We start from the raw sequence: 14,540 nt of genomic DNA, 5'->3' as shown, positions 1-14,540 counted from the left end.
TCAGGAGTCGGCGACCGGCACCAGGCGGAAGGTCTGGTTCTCGCCGCCGTGGCAGCGGTGGTGCTGGACGACCGTGTAGTGGTCGTGGGAGTGGCCGAAGACGTCGATGCACTCCTTGTTGTACGCCGAGCGCCACATGACCGGCCTGCCGGACAGCGCGCCCGGCCGGTCGGCGTTCCACAGGGCGCGCGGGTTGACGTGCCCGAACCGGCCGCAGACGTCCTGGACGAGGCGGGCGTGCCGCTCGCGGGGAATCGCGGCGCACAGGCCGGAGTGGCGGTTCACCAGGAGCCAGGCGTGGTCCCAGCGGACGACGCGCCACTGCTGCGTGGACAGGCCGCGCACGGGCACCTGGATCATCCCGAGCGGGCGCGGGCCGTGGGTCTGGGCGGTGATCGCCTGGCGGCTGTGCTCGGCGACGATGTAGAAGACGTCCCCGCGGTCGGTGCCGGGCCGCGACAGCGTGTCCGCCGCGGCGGCGGGCATGGCGGCGGGTATGGCGGCCGAGACCGCGAGCAGGGCGCCCAGGAGCGCCCCGGCGCTCCTGGTGACGAAATTGGTGTTTTTCGCCATTTTCAAGGATTCCTCCGGGAAATTGGGTTGACCGGACGAGAAAAGCTCGTCTCCGCCGAAGAAACACTTTCACCCGTCACACAAGCCGCCCCCCAGCCTGGGGTATTCCACTTCCCAAAAACGCCATGACGCCTTTCCCTGACAGAAAAGGGAAAGGAAGAACGGCTCAATCGGCGTCGGCGAGCGGCAGCCGCAACACGAAAGCCGCGCCCGCCTCCGAGTCCTCCACCTTCAGCGAGCCCTGGTGCGCCTCGGCGATGGCGCGGGAGATGGCCAGGCCGAGACCGCTGCCCTTCGGATCGCGCCGGTGCGCCTCGGCCAGCCGGACGAAGGGCTGGAACACCCGCTCCCGGTCCGCCTCCGCGATGCCGTCGCCGTCGTCGAGCACCGTGACGACCGCCTGGCCGTCCGCCCGGGCGAGGCTGACCTCCACACCCGACCGGGCGTGACGCTGCCCGTTCGCCAGCAGGTTGACCAGCACCTCGCAGATCTGGACGGCGTTCCCGCGCACCTGGACGCCCTCGGCGCCCTCCTCGACCCGGACCCGGACCGGCGCCCCCGAGCGCCGCGCCGCCGCCTCGCCGCGCACCAGCTCGGCCAGGTCCACCCGTTCCGCGCCGTGCGGGGCGGCCCGGACCCGGGCCAGCATCAGCATCTCGTCGATGATCGACTGGCAGCGGTCGGCGGTGCCGAGCGCGTCGCGGATGGCCTGGTGCGGGTCCACCTCCCGATACAGCAGCGCCTCCTCCAGCTGCGTCCGTATCCCGGTCAGCGGCGTGCGCAGCTCGTGCGACACCATCGAGCAGAAGTTGCGCTGCTGCTCGACCGCCGCCTGGAGCCGGGCCAGCGTCACGTTCGCGGTACGCGCCAGCCGGGCGAACTCGTCACTCCCGTGCGGCTCCGGGATGCGCAGGCTCAGGTCCGTCACGGTCACCTCGGCCAGCCGGCGCCGCATCGCCTCGACCGGCCGCAGCGCCAGGCCGGTCAGGACCCAGGCCACCCCCACCATCAGGGCGCTCGCCGCCAGGACGCCCGCGCCCAGGAACAGCTCCAGCCGGTGCGTGGCGAGGATCTCCGGCTGCATCCGCCCGGCGTAGACCACGTGCGACTCGCCGCCCCACAGCACCTGCTCCTCCTGGGGCGACGGCCGGGTGGCGGTGAACATGACGCACCCGGCCGGCGAGCACTCGGTCCGGTGCTCGATCCGGTCCTCCGACCTCGGCCAGAACGCGCTGAGCGGCGGACGCCCGGCGGCCGCCCGGCTGGCCGACACCACGTTCCCGGACGAGTCGACGAGCTGCATGAGGTCGACGTCCGAGGCGGTGACCGGCGGCGACGGCCGCCTCGTGGTCATCGACCCGATCCAGTCGGTCGCCGCCCGCTCGGTCTCCTCGAAGACGCCGCGCTCGATGGCGGCGCGGATCGCCACGTCGGCGAGCACGCCGATCGCGCTCAGCACGACCAGGGAGAACACGCCGGCGGCCAGCGCCAGCGTCGCCTGCACGGACAACCTGCCGGCGGGCGCGGCACTCACGCCCGCCGCCGCCCACGCGCCGCCGCCGGATACACCCGGTGAACGTTCCTCGCCTTCACCGTGGAATAACCCAGCATTCGGTCAAGGCGCCACCCCTCTCCCTGATCGACTTTCCGGCATATGCTCCGTTTCGCCGGGCGAATGCATCGGCGTACGCCCGGCGGGAAAGGGTGACGACGTCAATGGACATGGACACGACCTTCCTGGAGGACGCGGACCGGCTCCTCATCCGCTACGGAGCCGCCTTCACCCCGCGCCTCATCGAACGGGCCTCCGGCTCGTACGTCTACGACCGCGAGGGCACGCCCATCCTCGACTTCACCTCCGGGCAGATGAGCGCCATCCTCGGCCACGCGCACCCGGACATCATCGCGACCGTCTCGGCGGCGGTCGCCTCCCTGGACCACCTCTACAGCGGCATGCTCAGCGCCCCCGTCCTCGACCTGGCCGCCAGGCTCACCGCCACCCTGCCGCCCGAGCTCGGCAAGATGCTGCTGCTCACCACGGGGGCCGAGGCCAACGAGGCGGCGATCAAGATGGCCAAGCTCGCCACCGGCGGCTACGAGATCGTCTCCTTCGACCGCTCCTGGCACGGCATGACCCAGGGGGCCGCCGCCGCGACCTACTCGGCCGGGCGGCGCGGCTACGGCCCGCCCACGCCGGGCAACCTCGCCCTGCCCGCCCCCAACGCCTACCGGTCGCCGTTCCGCTCCCCCGACGGCTCCTACGACTGGGAGGCCGAGCTCGCCTACGGCTTCGCCCTGGTCGACCGGCAGTCCTCCGGCAGCCTCGCCGCCTGCCTCGTCGAGCCCGTCCTGTCCTCGGGCGGGATCATCGACCTGCCTCCCGGCTACCTGCGCCGCCTCAAGGACCTGTGCGAGGAGCGCGGCATGCTGCTCATCCTCGACGAGGCGCAGACCGGCCTCGGCCGCACCGGGACGATGTACGCCTTCGACCGCGACGGCGTCACGCCCGACATCCTCACGCTGTCGAAGACCCTCGGGGCCGGGCTGCCGGTGGCGGCCGTCGTCACCACCGCGGAGATCGAGCGGGTCTGCCACGAGCGCGGTTTCCTCTTCTACACCACGCACGTCTCCGACCCGCTGGCCGCCTCGGTCGCGCTGACCGTGCTCGACGTGATCGGGCGCGAACGCCTCGTCGAGCGGGCCGCCCGGCTCGGCGACCAGCTCACCGAGCGGCTGCTCGCGCTGCGCGACGCCTACGAGGTCGTCGGCGACGTCCGGGGCCGCGGCCTGCTCCAGGGCGTCGAGCTGGTCCGCGACAAGGCGTCCAAGGCCCCCGCCGACGCGCTCGGCGCCGCCGTCACCCGCGCCTGCCTCGAACGCGGGCTGCACATGAACATCGTCCAGCTGCCCGGGATGGGAGGCATCTTCCGCATCGCCCCGCCCCTCACGATCGGCGAGGACGACCTGCACGCGGGCGTCGACATCCTCGAAGCCGCCCTCAAAGCCACGACAGGCTGAGTCCCCCGGCCGAACGGCTTCCGCCCGGCCGGGAACGTCCGGCGTGCCGGGCTGGCCGGGCGCCTCCCCGGGTGGCACCCTGCGGAGGAGCGCCCCGTACCGTCGAGGCCGTGCTCGTCGCGGCGCTGGGAGAGTGACATGCTGCTCGTCGTCGCGCTGGGCGGCAACGCCCTGCTGGAACGGGGCGAACGCCCGGACGCCGCGGTGCAGCGGCGCCACGTGCGGGCGGCCGCCCGCGCGCTCGCCCCGCTGGGCGCCGAGCACACGCTGGTGCTCTGCCACGGCAACGGGCCGCAAATCGGCATGCTGGCCGTCGAGAGCGCGAACGACCCGGACCTGGCCCACCCGTTCCCGCTCGACACGCTCGGCGCCCAGACACAGGGCATGATCGGCTACTGGCTGGCGCAGGAGCTGGCCAACGCGGGCCTGCCCGGCCCGGTGGTCACGATCGTCACGCAGACGGAGGTGGGCGCGGACGATCCGGCGTTCGCCGCGCCCACGAAGTTCGTCGGCCAGAGCTACCCGGAGGCCGAGGCGCGCAGGCTGGCCGTGGAGCACGGGTGGACCGTGGCCCGGCAGGGCGAGGGCGGGGCGTGGCGGCGGGTCGTCGCGTCCCCGGCGCCGCGCCGCGTCGTCGAGCTGCCGACCATCCGGCGTCTCGTGGCCGCCGGCACGTCGGTGATCTGCGGCGGCGGGGGCGGGGTGCCCGTGCTGCCCCGGCCCGGTGGGCGGCTGGAGGGCGCGCAGGCCGTCGTGGACAAGGACCTCACGGCGGCGCTGCTGGCGATCGAGCTGGGGGCCGACCGGCTCGTGGTGCTCACCGACGTCGACGCGGTCCGGCGCGACTTCGGCACCCCGCGGGAGCGGCCGCTGTCGTCGGTGGACGTGGGCGAGCTGCGCGCGATGCGGTTCCCGGCCGGGTCGATGGGGCCGAAGGCGGAGGCGTGCGTACGGTTCGTCACCGCGACCGGGCGGCCCGCGGCCATCGGCGCGCTGCGGGACGCGGCGGCGGTGCTCGCCGGGCAGGCCGGGACCACGATCACGGCCTCGCCCGGCGCTTCCGGGCCGGCGGTCACGACGTCGCACGGTGTCGGCGAGCCGGGCGGCTGACCGCCTCGCGCGATCCTGCGGCTCAGCCCCGCTCCTGCAGGTGCTCCGCGATGACGCCGAGCAGCCGCCGGGCGCGGGAGGCGAGGGCGGCCAGGTCGCCGTCCGCGCAGGCGTCGCCGAGCAGCGGCGCGCCCATGCCGACGGCGCGGGCGCCCGCGCGCAGGTAGGCGGGCACGTCCTCGATCCGGACGCCGCCCGTCGGCACGAGCGGCACCTCCGGCAGCGGCGCGAGCACGTCCCTGACGTAGCCGGGGCCGCCCGCCGCGCTCGCGGGGAACACCTTGACCAGGGCGGCCCCGCCCCGCCACGCCTGGAGGATCTCCGTCGGCGTGAACGCGCCCGGCACGACGGGGACGCCGAGCCTGCGTCCCTCCTCGATCACCTCGGGCAGGACCGCCGGGGTGATCAGGTAGCCCGCTCCGGCGTCGACGGCCTCCCGGGCGGCCTCGGCCGTCAGCACGGTGCCCGCGCCCACCGCGACCCCCTCGGTCCCGCCCCGGGCGGCCCACCGGATCGCCTCCAGCGCGCCGGGCGTCGTCATCGTGACCTCGGCCGCCCGTACGCCGCTGCCGGCCAGCGTCGCCAGCACGGCGGCCAGGTGGCGCGAGGCGGCGGCCCGGACGACGGCGATCACCGGGACGGCGGCCAGCGCCTCCTCCAGCCCGGTCACGCGGCGCCCCCGGAAGGCGCGGCCCCGGTCATCGCGGCGCGTCCACGGCCGTGAGGTGGAGCAGCGCGGAGCGGTCCGGGAACAGGGGCGGCACCGCGATCCCGGAGGCGGCCAGCGCCGAGCCGGGCAGCACGGCGCCGCCGGACGTCCAGGCGGGGGCGGCCCCGTGGGAGTCGACGGGGGCCAGGGGCCGGATGCGGTAGAGGGTGCCGGGGTCGAGGCCGGGCAGGCGGAGGAGGCCGGGCGGCCAGGTGGCGGGGCGGTCGAGCAGCGCGATCTCGAAGAGGGCCGCGCGCCCGTCGGGGGCGACGACGCCGTGCGCCTCCACGCCGTCGGGCACGTCGTCGAGCCGGACCATGACGCCGCCGTGGAGCAGCTCGCGGTGCTCCTTGTGCAGGGCGATCCACCCGGCGAGCTCGGCGAGCTCGGCGTCGGTGAGCGCGGTGAGGTCCCATTCGACGCCGTAGTGGCCGAAGAACGCGGTGGCGGCGCGGAAGGCGAGGTCGTGGCGGCGGCCGGTGGTGTGGGAGCGGCCGGCGCCGATGTGGCTGCCGATGAGCTCGGGCGGCAGGAGCTGGGCGGTCCAGCGCATGATCTGGCGGCGTTCGGCCGGGTCGATGCAGTCGCTGGCCCACACGCGGTCGGTGCGTTCGAGGATGCCGAGGTCGACGCGGGCGCCGCCGGAGGAGCAGGACTCGATCTCCAGCCGGGGGTGGGCTGCGCGGATCTCGTCGAGCAGCCGGTAGACGGCGTGGGTCTGGGCGTGGACGGCGGCGCGGCCCTGCCGGTGGGGCGACCCGGCGTCGACGAGGTCGCGGTTGTGGTCCCACTTGACGAAGTCGAGCTCGTACTCGCCGATGAGGGCGAGCAGCCGTTCCTTGATGTGGGCGTACGCGGCGGGGTTGGTGAGGTCGAGCACCTGCTGGTGGCGGGCGGTGGGCGGCAGGCGGTCGCCGGTCCGCAGGATCCAGTCCGGGTGGGCGCGGGCGAGCTCGGAGTCCGGGTTGATCATCTCGGGCTCGAACCAGAGGCCGAACTGCATGCCGAGCTCCCTGACCCGCTTGACGAGCGGGTGCAGCCCGTCGGGCCAGACGGCCGGGTCGACGTGCCAGTCGCCGAGGCCGGCGCGGTCGTGGCGGCGGCCGAGGAACCAGCCGTCGTCGAGCACGAACCGCTCCACGCCGACCCTGGCGGCGCGGGCGGCCAGGTCGAGCAGCCGGTCCAGGTCGTGGTCGAAGTAGACGGCCTCCCACGTGTTGAGCACCACGGGCCGGGGCGAGGCCGGGTGGGCGGGGCGGGCGCGCAGGTGGTCGTGGAAGCGGCGGGCCGCCTCGTCCAGGCCGCGCCCGTACGTGGCGTGGATCCAGGGCGTCCGGTACGTGTCGCCGGGGGCGAGGACGATCTCGCCGGGCAGCAGCAGCTCGCCGCCGCCGATCAGGGTGCGGCCGGTGGCGGTGCGCTCGGCGTAGTGGCGGTGGCCGCCGCTGAAGCCGACGTGCAGCCCCCACGCCTCGCCGCGCCGGAAGCCGAGGTCGGCGGTGCCGGCGAACAGGACCGTGGCGGCGTCGGCGCCGGTGCGTCCGCGCCGGTTCTCCCGCAGGTGGGCGCCGACGGTGAGCGGGCGGCGTTGCGGGACGCGTTCCTTGGACCAGCGTCCCGCCTGGTCGAGCACGTCGGTGGCGTGCCCGGGGACCGGGAGGGCCAGGTTGAGCGCGTCGAGCGTGTAGGGCAGGTCGTGCTCGTTGCGCAGCTCGGCGCGGGCGCGCAGCAGCCCGTACGGGTCGAGCTCCGCGGTGAGGGCGAGGGCGAGGCGGGCGTGCGGGTCGGCGGCGGTGACGGTGAGGCGCCGCCCGGCCGTCTCGCAGGTGACGGCGGTGAACGCGGGCGACCAGTTCTCGCCCTGGTGGTGGCCGGACAGTCCGGGCAGGCCCGCCCAGCCGGTGCGCGCCTCGGGGACGAGCGCCGTGCGGATCGGCTCGTCGGAGGTCTGGTCGGGGCGCGGCCTCAGCTCGGCGGCCAGGTGCTCCAGGGCGTCGTCGGCGAGCGGGCCGAGGTCGGGCCCCCAGTGCAGGATCGCGGGCAGGGCGTCGGGCGGGCATTCGAGGACCACGGACACGCCGGCGGCCCTGAAGTGGTGGAGGTGCATGGGGCGCTTTCTGCTGGACGGTGCCTGCTGGACGTGCGGAGATCGTACGTCAGCGGCGCGGCCCGGCGACCCCGATGGCCCGCCTCACGGTGAACGGGTCCGGCAGCATGTCGAGCATCGCCCTGGCCAGGTCGCCGCGCGTCATGGAGCCGGGCACGTTGGCGTCCACGGCGCTGCGGTAGCGGCCGGTGGCGGGCTTGCCGGTCAGCCGGGGAGGCCGCAGCACGGTCCAGTCGGCGGTGCTCGCGGCCAGGGTCCGCTCCATGCGTTCGAGGTCGGCGTACACGGTGCCGAAGACGGCGCGGACGGCGGGCATGCCGAGTCTGCGCCACAGCAGCGACTCCCCGGCGCCGGTGCGCAGCACCGGCTGGGCGCTGAGGGCGAGCACGCGGCGGACGCCGGTGGCGTCCATGGCCGTCAGGATGGCGGCGATGCCGGCCGAGCACACCCGCGAGGTGTCGTTGCGGCTGTTGGGCCCGAGCGCGGACAGGACCGCGTCGCTGCCGGTCAGGAGGGGTTCGAGGGTGCGCGGGGCGAAGACGTCGGCGGTGGCGATCTCCAGCGCGGGGTGGGAGAGCGGCAGCCTGGCCGGGTCGCGGACGGCGGCGACGACCTCGTGGCCCGCGGCCAGGGCGCGCTGGACGACGGCTCTGCCGGTGCCGCCGGTGGCGCCGAAGACGGTGATCCTCACGCCGACGATGCTAGCCAACCGATTCATCGGCCAGTGAAATGCGCTGCCGCGAACCGGGGGTTGACAGTCGTTCCGCGCTCTTCGCTATCTTGTACATATGAACACCTCTTCAGATGAAGGCATCTTGATGGTGGACGGGTGCGCCGTCAAGGTCGTCGACGCCGACCGGGTGAGCGCCGTGCGCGAGCGGATGCCGGCCGCCGAGGACGTGACCGACACCGCCGACGTCTTCGGCCTGCTGGCCGACCCCAACCGGCTGCGGCTGCTGGTCGCGCTCCTGGACGGCGAGCTGTGCGTGTGCGACCTGGCGGCGGTGACCGGCCAGAGCGAGTCGGCCGTCTCCCACGCGCTGCGGCTGCTGCGCGCGCACCGCATCGTGGCGGCACGCCGTTCCGGCCGGATGGCGTACTACCGTCTGGAGGACCCGCACGTGCGGATGCTGCTCGACGTGGCGCTCGCGCACACCGAGCACACCGAGGCCATCCACCCCGAGCGCGACGGGAGGTCGTGATGGGCTCCGGCCACGGGCACGGGCACGCGGCGGGCCGCCACCGCTGGCGGCTGGCCGTCTCGTTCGTGCTGATCGGCGTCTTCTTCGTCGTCGAGCTCGTCTTCGGCCTGCTGTCGGGCTCGCTGTCGCTGCTGTCGGACGCCGGGCACATGGCCGCCGACGTGGTCACGCTCGGCGCGGCGCTGGTCGCCACCCGCATCGCCACCCGTCCCGACACGACCGGCCGGCGCAGCTACGGCTCCTACCGGGCCGAGGTGTTCGCCTCGCTGCTGGCCGTCGTCATGATGCTGGGCGTCGCGCTCTACGTGGTGATCGAGGCCATCGGGCGCATCGGCGAGCGGGCCGAGGTGTCGTCCGGGCCGATGATGATCGTCGGTGCGATCGGCCTGCTGGTCAACCTGGTGGCGCTGCTCCTGCTGCGCTCCGGCGCGGGCGAGAGCCTCAACGTGCGCGGCGCGTACCTGGAGGTGGTCGCCGACACGGCCGGCTCGGTCGGCGTGATCGTCGCGGGCTGGCTGGTGTCGGCCACCGGCCAGCCGTTCTGGGACACGTTCGTCGCCCTGGCCATCGGCCTGTTCGTCGCCGTGCGCGCCGTCTCCCTGGGCCGCCAGGTCTTCGCCGTGCTCGGCCAGCACGTGCCCGAGGGCGTGGACCCCGACGCCGTGGCCGCCGACCTGTCCGCCATCGAGGGCGTACGGGACGTGCACGACCTGCACCTGTGGACGCTCACCTCGGGCATGAACGTGGCCACCGCCCACCTGGTCACCGCCGAGCCGGCCGACCACCACGCCGTCCTGGACCAGGCGCGCGACGTGCTCAGCCGGCGTCACCACATCGCCCACGCGACCCTCCAGGTCGAGCCCGCCGACCACCGGGGCTGCGACGAGGTCGGCTGGTGAACATGCGCAACCTTTGGTTGCGCGATCCGGGTCGTACGCGCTAGCCTTACACGCAACCAAAGGTTGCACGTAAGGTCTGGAGAGTTCAGCATGGAGTACGGCAGCATCGAACGCGAGATCCACGTCGACGCCACCCCCGAGGTCGTCTTCGAGGTCGTCAGCCGCCCCGAGCACATCTCCCGCTGGTGGAGCGACGACGCCTCGATCGAGCCCGTCCCCGGCGCGACCGGCGAGCTGATCTGGGGCGACCGCGAGCAGGTCGCCCCCATCACCGTGGTGACCGCCGAGCCGCCCCGGCTGTTCGCCTTCCGCTGGTGCGAGACCGGATCGACCTCGCTGCTCGTCACCTTCGAGCTCACCCCGGCGGGCGCGGGCACGCGGATCCGGCTCACCGAGACCGGCTTCCGCGAGCTGGGCTGGGAGGCCGCCAAGCTGGCGGAGTGCCACCGCGACCACAGCCAGGGCTGGGACACCTTCGTGCCCCGGCTCGGCGAGTACGTCACGCGCCTGGTGGCCACGCCGTGACGGCGGCCGTCGACGACGAGCTGTGGTCGGCCGTCGGCGACCCGACCCGGCGGCGCATCCTCGACCTGCTCCTGGCCGACGGCCACGGCACCGCCACCAGCCTCAGCGAGCGGCTGCCCGTGACCCGCCAGGCGATCACCAAGCACCTCGGCACGCTGGACCGCGCCGGGCTGGTGCACGCCTCGCCCGCCGGGCGGGAGAGGAAGTATCGGGTGGACGAGGCGCAACTGGCCCGGGCCGTCGCCCAGCTCTCCTCCGTCGGCGCGGCGTGGGACGCCAGGCTCCGGCGCATCAAGCGCATCGCCGAGGAGATCCAGCGCACCGCGGACCGTACGGAGGGATCATGACCGATCAGGGCACGACCATCACCCTGGAGCTGCCCCGGCCGCCCGCCGAGGTGTTCGCCGCCGTCCTCGACGTGCGCGGCTGGTGGTCGAGGAACGTCACCGGCGCCACCGCCGCCGAGGGCGACGAGTTCGGCTACGAGGTGCCCGGCGTCCACCGCTGCCGCATCCGGCTCACCGAGGTCGTCCCCGGCCGGCGCGTGGTCTGGCGCGTCCTCGACAACGCCTTCTCCTTCACCGAGGACCAGGCGGAGTGGACCGGGACCGAGATCCGCTTCGAGATCTCCGGCCCCGGCGACGGCCCGGCCGAGCTGCGCTTCACCCATGTCGGGCTGCTGCCGGAGTTCGAGTGCTACGAGGTCTGCCACCGGAGCTGGGGCTTCTACGTGGGCCACAGCCTGCGTGAGCTCGTCACCACCGGCGTGGGGCGGCCCAACGAGGTGACCGACGGCGCCGACGTGCTCGGCCCCCGGATCGACGCCGCCCTGCTGGGCTCGCCCGCCGTCACCTGAGCCGGTCGGCGGCGACGGCGGCGCTGACCGTGACGCCGCCGGACTGCGACACCGCCACCTTCAGCGTGCCGCCCGCCTCGGCGAACGCGGCACGCATCCGGGCCTCGGGCAGCGGCGTCCCGTCCGCCGCGCCGCCCGCCTCGAAGCTGACCGTCAGGCGCAGCCCGGACGCCGCCAGCGTGACGGCCAGCGACACCACGGGGACCGGGTCGTGCGCCTCGGCGGCGGACAGCACCAGGCGGACGACCGACAGCACCGCCTCGCTCGCGCGCGGCGGCACGGCCCCGGCCGGCAGCGCCCACACCTCGGCCGCCGAGCCGGTACGGTCCGTCCACAGGGCGAGCTCGGCCTGGATTTCCCCGGCCAGGCCCTGCCCTTTCTCGCGCACGTTCATGCCCACCGCGCATTCCCCCGACAATCAATGGCAACTTTCTCGCGCAACCTATCAATCACCGGGCTGTGACCATAAGTCCATAAATGCGTCACATATCGCTCATTTTCCGCCAGGTCAGGGGTGTGGTCGGGGATGGCAATGTCCTCCCCAGAAGGTCGCCGTACGCCGCGTGGCGCGCTGACCGGCTTTGCCCGGGTATGCCATCGTGACTCGTCCCAGCAGCCGCCCCCCGGGAGGCCGTCGCTCGGCCGTCCCAGGCCCAGACCGGCGTGCCGCGCGCCACGCTCGTGGCCGGGCCCGGTTCGGCGGATCACGATCCCACACCCGCGGCGCGCCCGCGCCCGACCACGAGGAAGGCTGGCCAGCGTAAGCATGACCGGCAGGCGACACACCCCGACCGACCTCACCACCCCCGACGCGGCCACCGGGGCGGCCCCCAGCGCCGCCACCGACGCGGCCACCGGCGCCGCCACCGAGGCGGCCACCGGCGCGGTCGCCGGGGCGCGTACGGGCGCGGCCGTCCGCGCGGATGCCGTCCCGGACCCGGACGCGCCCGGGAAGTGGCGGGGGCGGGTGAGCGTCGTGCAGGTGGCCGGGGGCGCGATGGCCGCGCTCACGGCGGCGGTGGCGGCCTCGTGGCTCGGCGTGGCGGGCACGGTGATCGGCGCGGCGGTGATGAGCGTGGCCACCACGGTCGGCACCGAGCTGTACACCCACTACCTGCGCCGCACCCGCGCCAAGGTCAGGCAGCACACCGTCACCGGCAGGCGGCACCGCCCGTCGGACCGGGCCCGCCCCTCCGGCTCAGCCCATCCCTCGGACCAGGCCCGCCCCACGGACCAGGCCCCGGCGGGGCGGGGGCGGGTGGGGTGGCTCCGGCTGGGCGGGGCGGCGGCGCTGGTGTTCACGCTCAGCTTCGGCGGCATCCTGATCTACCAGGCGATCGCCGGGCAGACGGTGTCCGAGCAGCTCAAGGGCGCGACGGAAGGCAAGGCCGAGCCCGCCGGCCGGGACGCCGCCAAGGACCGCCGCACCGAGCCCGCCCTGCGCCACTCCCGCCCGTACCCGGTCTCGCCGACGCCGTCGGGCACCCCGTCGCCCACGCCGTCCGCGACCGGCCCGCTGGCCACGCCGACGGCGTCCGCGACCGTGACCGCCACCGCGCCCTCCCCCACGGACGCGCCCACCGACCAGCCGGCCGCGCCGCCCGCCCAGGAGCCCACCGACCGGCCCGCCACGCCGGCGCCGACCGGCGCCGAGCCCACCGAGCCGCCGCCGCCCGCCCCCTCACCGTCCGCCCCGCTGTCCGGCCTGCTCCCCTTCCCATGAGCGACCGCCCTTCCGTGAACGACCGCCCTTCCGTGAGCGACCGCCCTTCCGTCAACGACCGCGCGGATCTCGTACGTACGCGAAAACACCCCGCACGGGCAGGGGCCCCGGCCACCACGGCGGGGTAGGGACCTGGGGTGGCCGCCCCACGCCGACGCGGATCTACGACCAAGGAGAGGCGATGGCCGACTTCGCCGAACGGTACGGAATCCCCGAACAGCACTTCTGGCTGCACGGCCCGCGCTCGGGCCCGCCCGTCGAGTTCGACCCCGCCTCGGGGATGTGGAACGTCTACGGCTACCCGGAGCTGCACGAGGTTCTCGGCGACCCCGCGACGTTCTCCTCCGACACCATGCGGGTGGTGCCGAAGGGCCTGGTGCCCGAGGTCGAGGAGTTCTCGCTCGACGGCTTCATCACGCAGATCGACCCGCCGGCGCACGGCAAGCTGCGCAGGCTGGTCAGCAGCGCCTTCACCCGCAAGATCGTCGCGGATCTGGAGCCGCGCATCGCCGCCCTCACCCACGAGCTGCTGGACGCGGCCCGCGAGCGCGGCCGGCTGGAGCTGGTGACCGACCTGGCCTACCCGCTGCCGGTCATCGTCATCGCCGAGCTGCTCGGGGTGCCCGCCACCGACCGGGCGCTGTTCAAGCGGTGGGCCGACGCGCTGTTCCAGCGTGACACCAAGGTCTCGCTCACCGAGCCCGACGAGAGGCAGCTCGCGCAACGGCAGGAGTCGCTGCGCCCGTGGAAGGAGATGTCGGACTACCTCGCCGGTCACGCGGCCGAGCGCCGGGCCCGGCCGCGCGGCGACCTGCTGAGCCTGCTGGTGGAGGCCGAGGTCGACGGCGAGCGCCTGCCCGACACCCAGGTGGTGAACTTCGCGATCGTCCTGCTGCTGGCCGGGCACGTCACCACGACGATGCTGCTCGGCAACACGGTGCTCTGCCTGGACGCGTTCCCGGAGCAGCAGGATCGGGCGCGGGCCGACCGGTCGACGATCCCGGCCGTGATCGAGGAGTCGCTGCGTTACCTCACGCCGTTCGCCGCGCTCGGCCGTGCCACGACCCGGGAGGTGGAGCTGGGCGGCGTGAAGATCCCGGCCGATCAGCTCGTCATGGCGTGGCTGGGGTCGGCCAACCGGGACCCGAGGCAGTTCCCCGATCCGGACATGTTCGATCCGGGCCGCGACCCGAACCCGCATCTGGCGTTCGGCCGGGGCATCCACTTCTGCCTGGGCGCGCCGCTGGCCAGGCTGGAGGGGCGGGTCGCGCTGAACATCCTGCTCGACCGCCTCCCGTCCCTGCGCACCGACCCGGACGACCCGCCGGAGCTGATGCCGACCCCGACCATGACAGGCGTACGCCGTCTCGCCCTGGCCTGACCTCCGGCGCAAGCGGGGGCGCGTCAGCCTGTCGCGGGCGCCGGTTCCACGTTCGGGAAGGAGCCGTCGCCGAAGAGGATGCGGGCCGCCAGGGCGCGTCCGGCGCGTCCGCGCAGGGCGGTCACGGCGGCCTCCGCGGCGGCGGGCGACCGGATGCCGGCGAAGGCGCGGCGGAGCATCAGCCGGGTCCGGTACCGGGCGCGCAGCGCGGCGCCGTCGTACCGCTCCAGCTCGCGCCGGTCGCCGGTGCGCAGGTAGGCGGCGGTGACGGAGGCGGCCAGGGCCGCCATCCGCAGGCACGGGTCCAGGCCGCCCGCCGTCAGCGGCGACACCGCGCCGGCCGCGTCGCCGACGAGCAGCCCGGCGGGGCACGCGAGCCGGCGCAGCACGCCGCCGACCGGGATCGGGCCGCCGCGCCGCTCGACCGGCCCGGCCGG

Annotated in this window: 15 protein-coding genes and 1 pseudogene; 9 read left to right on the top strand and 7 right to left on the bottom strand. The window is 74.7% G+C overall.

Going from position 1 to position 14,540, the window contains the following annotated elements; translation table 11 throughout:
* The gene (locus AB0J53_RS40480) at positions 1 to 573 is read right to left on the bottom strand and encodes a hypothetical protein (protein WP_219516601.1); all 573 of its coding nucleotides are present in this window, start codon (positions 571 to 573) and stop codon (positions 1 to 3) included.
* A gap of 166 nt (positions 574 to 739) precedes the next feature.
* Positions 740 to 2,107, bottom strand: coding sequence for a HAMP domain-containing sensor histidine kinase (locus AB0J53_RS40475; protein WP_364182465.1), 1,368 nt, complete (start codon positions 2,105 to 2,107; stop codon positions 740 to 742).
* Positions 2,108 to 2,289: 182 nt separating this feature from the next.
* On the opposite strand from AB0J53_RS40475, the gene AB0J53_RS40470 reads away from it, so the two are divergent.
* Positions 2,290 to 3,591, top strand: coding sequence for an aspartate aminotransferase family protein (locus AB0J53_RS40470; protein ID WP_364182462.1), 1,302 nt, complete (start codon positions 2,290 to 2,292; stop codon positions 3,589 to 3,591).
* A gap of 138 nt (positions 3,592 to 3,729) precedes the next feature.
* The gene (locus AB0J53_RS40465; RefSeq protein ID WP_219516619.1) at positions 3,730 to 4,701 is read left to right on the top strand and encodes a carbamate kinase; all 972 of its coding nucleotides are present in this window, start codon (positions 3,730 to 3,732) and stop codon (positions 4,699 to 4,701) included.
* Between the two features lie 22 nt (positions 4,702 to 4,723).
* On the opposite strand, the gene AB0J53_RS40460 is transcribed toward AB0J53_RS40465, so the two are convergent.
* Genes AB0J53_RS40460 through AB0J53_RS40450 form a run of 3 tightly spaced genes read right to left on the bottom strand, consistent with a single transcriptional unit; the run spans position 4,724 to position 8,208 of the window.
* On the bottom strand, positions 4,724 to 5,371 hold the full coding sequence (locus AB0J53_RS40460) for a bifunctional 4-hydroxy-2-oxoglutarate aldolase/2-dehydro-3-deoxy-phosphogluconate aldolase (RefSeq protein WP_364182457.1): 648 nt from the start codon (positions 5,369 to 5,371) through the stop codon (positions 4,724 to 4,726).
* Between the two features lie 28 nt (positions 5,372 to 5,399).
* Entirely contained in the window at positions 5,400 to 7,517 is a 2,118-nt protein-coding gene (locus AB0J53_RS40455) for an alpha-galactosidase (RefSeq protein ID WP_364182454.1), read from the bottom strand.
* 49 nt (positions 7,518 to 7,566) lie between these two features.
* Positions 7,567 to 8,208, bottom strand: coding sequence for an NAD(P)H-binding protein (locus AB0J53_RS40450; protein ID WP_357590983.1), 642 nt, complete (start codon positions 8,206 to 8,208; stop codon positions 7,567 to 7,569).
* Between the two features lie 97 nt (positions 8,209 to 8,305).
* Between AB0J53_RS40450 and AB0J53_RS40445 the strand changes: the two genes are divergently transcribed.
* From AB0J53_RS40445 to AB0J53_RS40425, 5 genes are all read left to right on the top strand, one after another.
* Positions 8,306 to 8,719: a metalloregulator ArsR/SmtB family transcription factor gene (locus AB0J53_RS40445; RefSeq protein ID WP_219516661.1), complete on the top strand. Its 414-nt coding sequence runs from the start codon at positions 8,306 to 8,308 to the stop codon at positions 8,717 to 8,719.
* Entirely contained in the window at positions 8,719 to 9,618 is a 900-nt protein-coding gene (locus AB0J53_RS40440; RefSeq protein WP_364182449.1) for a cation diffusion facilitator family transporter, read from the top strand. Before AB0J53_RS40445 ends, AB0J53_RS40440 begins: the two co-directional genes overlap by 1 nt.
* Positions 9,619 to 9,708: 90 nt before the next feature.
* Positions 9,709 to 10,143 (top strand): SRPBCC domain-containing protein, encoded by a 435-nt coding sequence (locus tag AB0J53_RS40435; protein WP_364182446.1) that lies wholly within the window; start codon positions 9,709 to 9,711, stop codon positions 10,141 to 10,143.
* Positions 10,140 to 10,490 (top strand): metalloregulator ArsR/SmtB family transcription factor, encoded by a 351-nt coding sequence (locus tag AB0J53_RS40430; protein WP_364182443.1) that lies wholly within the window; start codon positions 10,140 to 10,142, stop codon positions 10,488 to 10,490. The genes AB0J53_RS40435 and AB0J53_RS40430 overlap by 4 nt, the downstream gene beginning before the upstream one ends.
* The gene (locus tag AB0J53_RS40425) at positions 10,487 to 10,999 is read left to right on the top strand and encodes an SRPBCC domain-containing protein (protein WP_357590979.1); all 513 of its coding nucleotides are present in this window, start codon (positions 10,487 to 10,489) and stop codon (positions 10,997 to 10,999) included. The genes AB0J53_RS40430 and AB0J53_RS40425 overlap by 4 nt, the downstream gene beginning before the upstream one ends.
* Here AB0J53_RS40425 and AB0J53_RS40420 read toward each other — a convergent pair.
* Positions 10,992 to 11,393, bottom strand: coding sequence for a hypothetical protein (locus AB0J53_RS40420; protein WP_364182439.1), 402 nt, complete (start codon positions 11,391 to 11,393; stop codon positions 10,992 to 10,994). The genes AB0J53_RS40425 and AB0J53_RS40420 overlap by 8 nt on opposite strands.
* A 372-nt stretch (positions 11,394 to 11,765) precedes the next feature.
* Here AB0J53_RS40420 and AB0J53_RS40415 point away from each other — a divergent pair, with 372 nt between their 5' ends.
* Positions 11,766 to 12,722 carry a hypothetical protein gene (locus AB0J53_RS40415; RefSeq protein WP_364182436.1) on the top strand — a complete coding sequence of 319 codons (957 nt, stop codon included), beginning with the start codon at positions 11,766 to 11,768 and terminating at the stop codon, positions 12,720 to 12,722.
* Positions 12,723 to 12,903: 181 nt separating this feature from the next.
* Positions 12,904 to 14,103 (top strand): cytochrome P450, encoded by a 1,200-nt coding sequence (locus AB0J53_RS40410; protein ID WP_364182433.1) that lies wholly within the window; start codon positions 12,904 to 12,906, stop codon positions 14,101 to 14,103.
* A gap of 23 nt (positions 14,104 to 14,126) precedes the next feature.
* Here AB0J53_RS40410 and AB0J53_RS40405 read toward each other — a convergent pair.
* Positions 14,127 to 14,540: pseudogene (locus tag AB0J53_RS40405) on the bottom strand (FAD-binding monooxygenase); the annotation flags it as partial.

Origin of the sequence: Nonomuraea sp. NPDC049725 (assembly GCF_040674795.1) — a bacterium.
GTDB lineage: Bacteria > Actinomycetota > Actinomycetes > Streptosporangiales > Streptosporangiaceae > Nonomuraea > Nonomuraea ceibae.
This window is presented reverse-complemented; position numbering and strand designations above follow the sequence as displayed.

Excerpts from the sequence above, each read along its gene's own strand:
- AB0J53_RS40435 (WP_364182446.1), top strand. The coding sequence starts at position 9,709 with ATGGAGTACGGCAGCATCGAACGCGAGATCCACGTCGACGCCACCCCC.
- AB0J53_RS40480 (WP_219516601.1), bottom strand. The coding sequence starts at position 573 with ATGGCGAAAAACACCAATTTCGTCACCAGGAGCGCCGGGGCGCTCCTG.
- AB0J53_RS40425 (WP_357590979.1), top strand. The coding sequence starts at position 10,487 with ATGACCGATCAGGGCACGACCATCACCCTGGAGCTGCCCCGGCCGCCC.
- AB0J53_RS40465 (WP_219516619.1), top strand. The coding sequence starts at position 3,730 with ATGCTGCTCGTCGTCGCGCTGGGCGGCAACGCCCTGCTGGAACGGGGC.
- AB0J53_RS40470 (WP_364182462.1), top strand. The coding sequence starts at position 2,290 with ATGGACATGGACACGACCTTCCTGGAGGACGCGGACCGGCTCCTCATC.
- AB0J53_RS40420 (WP_364182439.1), bottom strand. The coding sequence starts at position 11,393 with ATGAACGTGCGCGAGAAAGGGCAGGGCCTGGCCGGGGAAATCCAGGCC.
- AB0J53_RS40440 (WP_364182449.1), top strand. The coding sequence starts at position 8,719 with ATGGGCTCCGGCCACGGGCACGGGCACGCGGCGGGCCGCCACCGCTGG.
- AB0J53_RS40445 (WP_219516661.1), top strand. The coding sequence starts at position 8,306 with ATGAACACCTCTTCAGATGAAGGCATCTTGATGGTGGACGGGTGCGCC.
- AB0J53_RS40410 (WP_364182433.1), top strand. The coding sequence starts at position 12,904 with ATGGCCGACTTCGCCGAACGGTACGGAATCCCCGAACAGCACTTCTGG.
- AB0J53_RS40455 (WP_364182454.1), bottom strand. The coding sequence starts at position 7,517 with ATGCACCTCCACCACTTCAGGGCCGCCGGCGTGTCCGTGGTCCTCGAA.
- AB0J53_RS40415 (WP_364182436.1), top strand. The coding sequence starts at position 11,766 with ATGACCGGCAGGCGACACACCCCGACCGACCTCACCACCCCCGACGCG.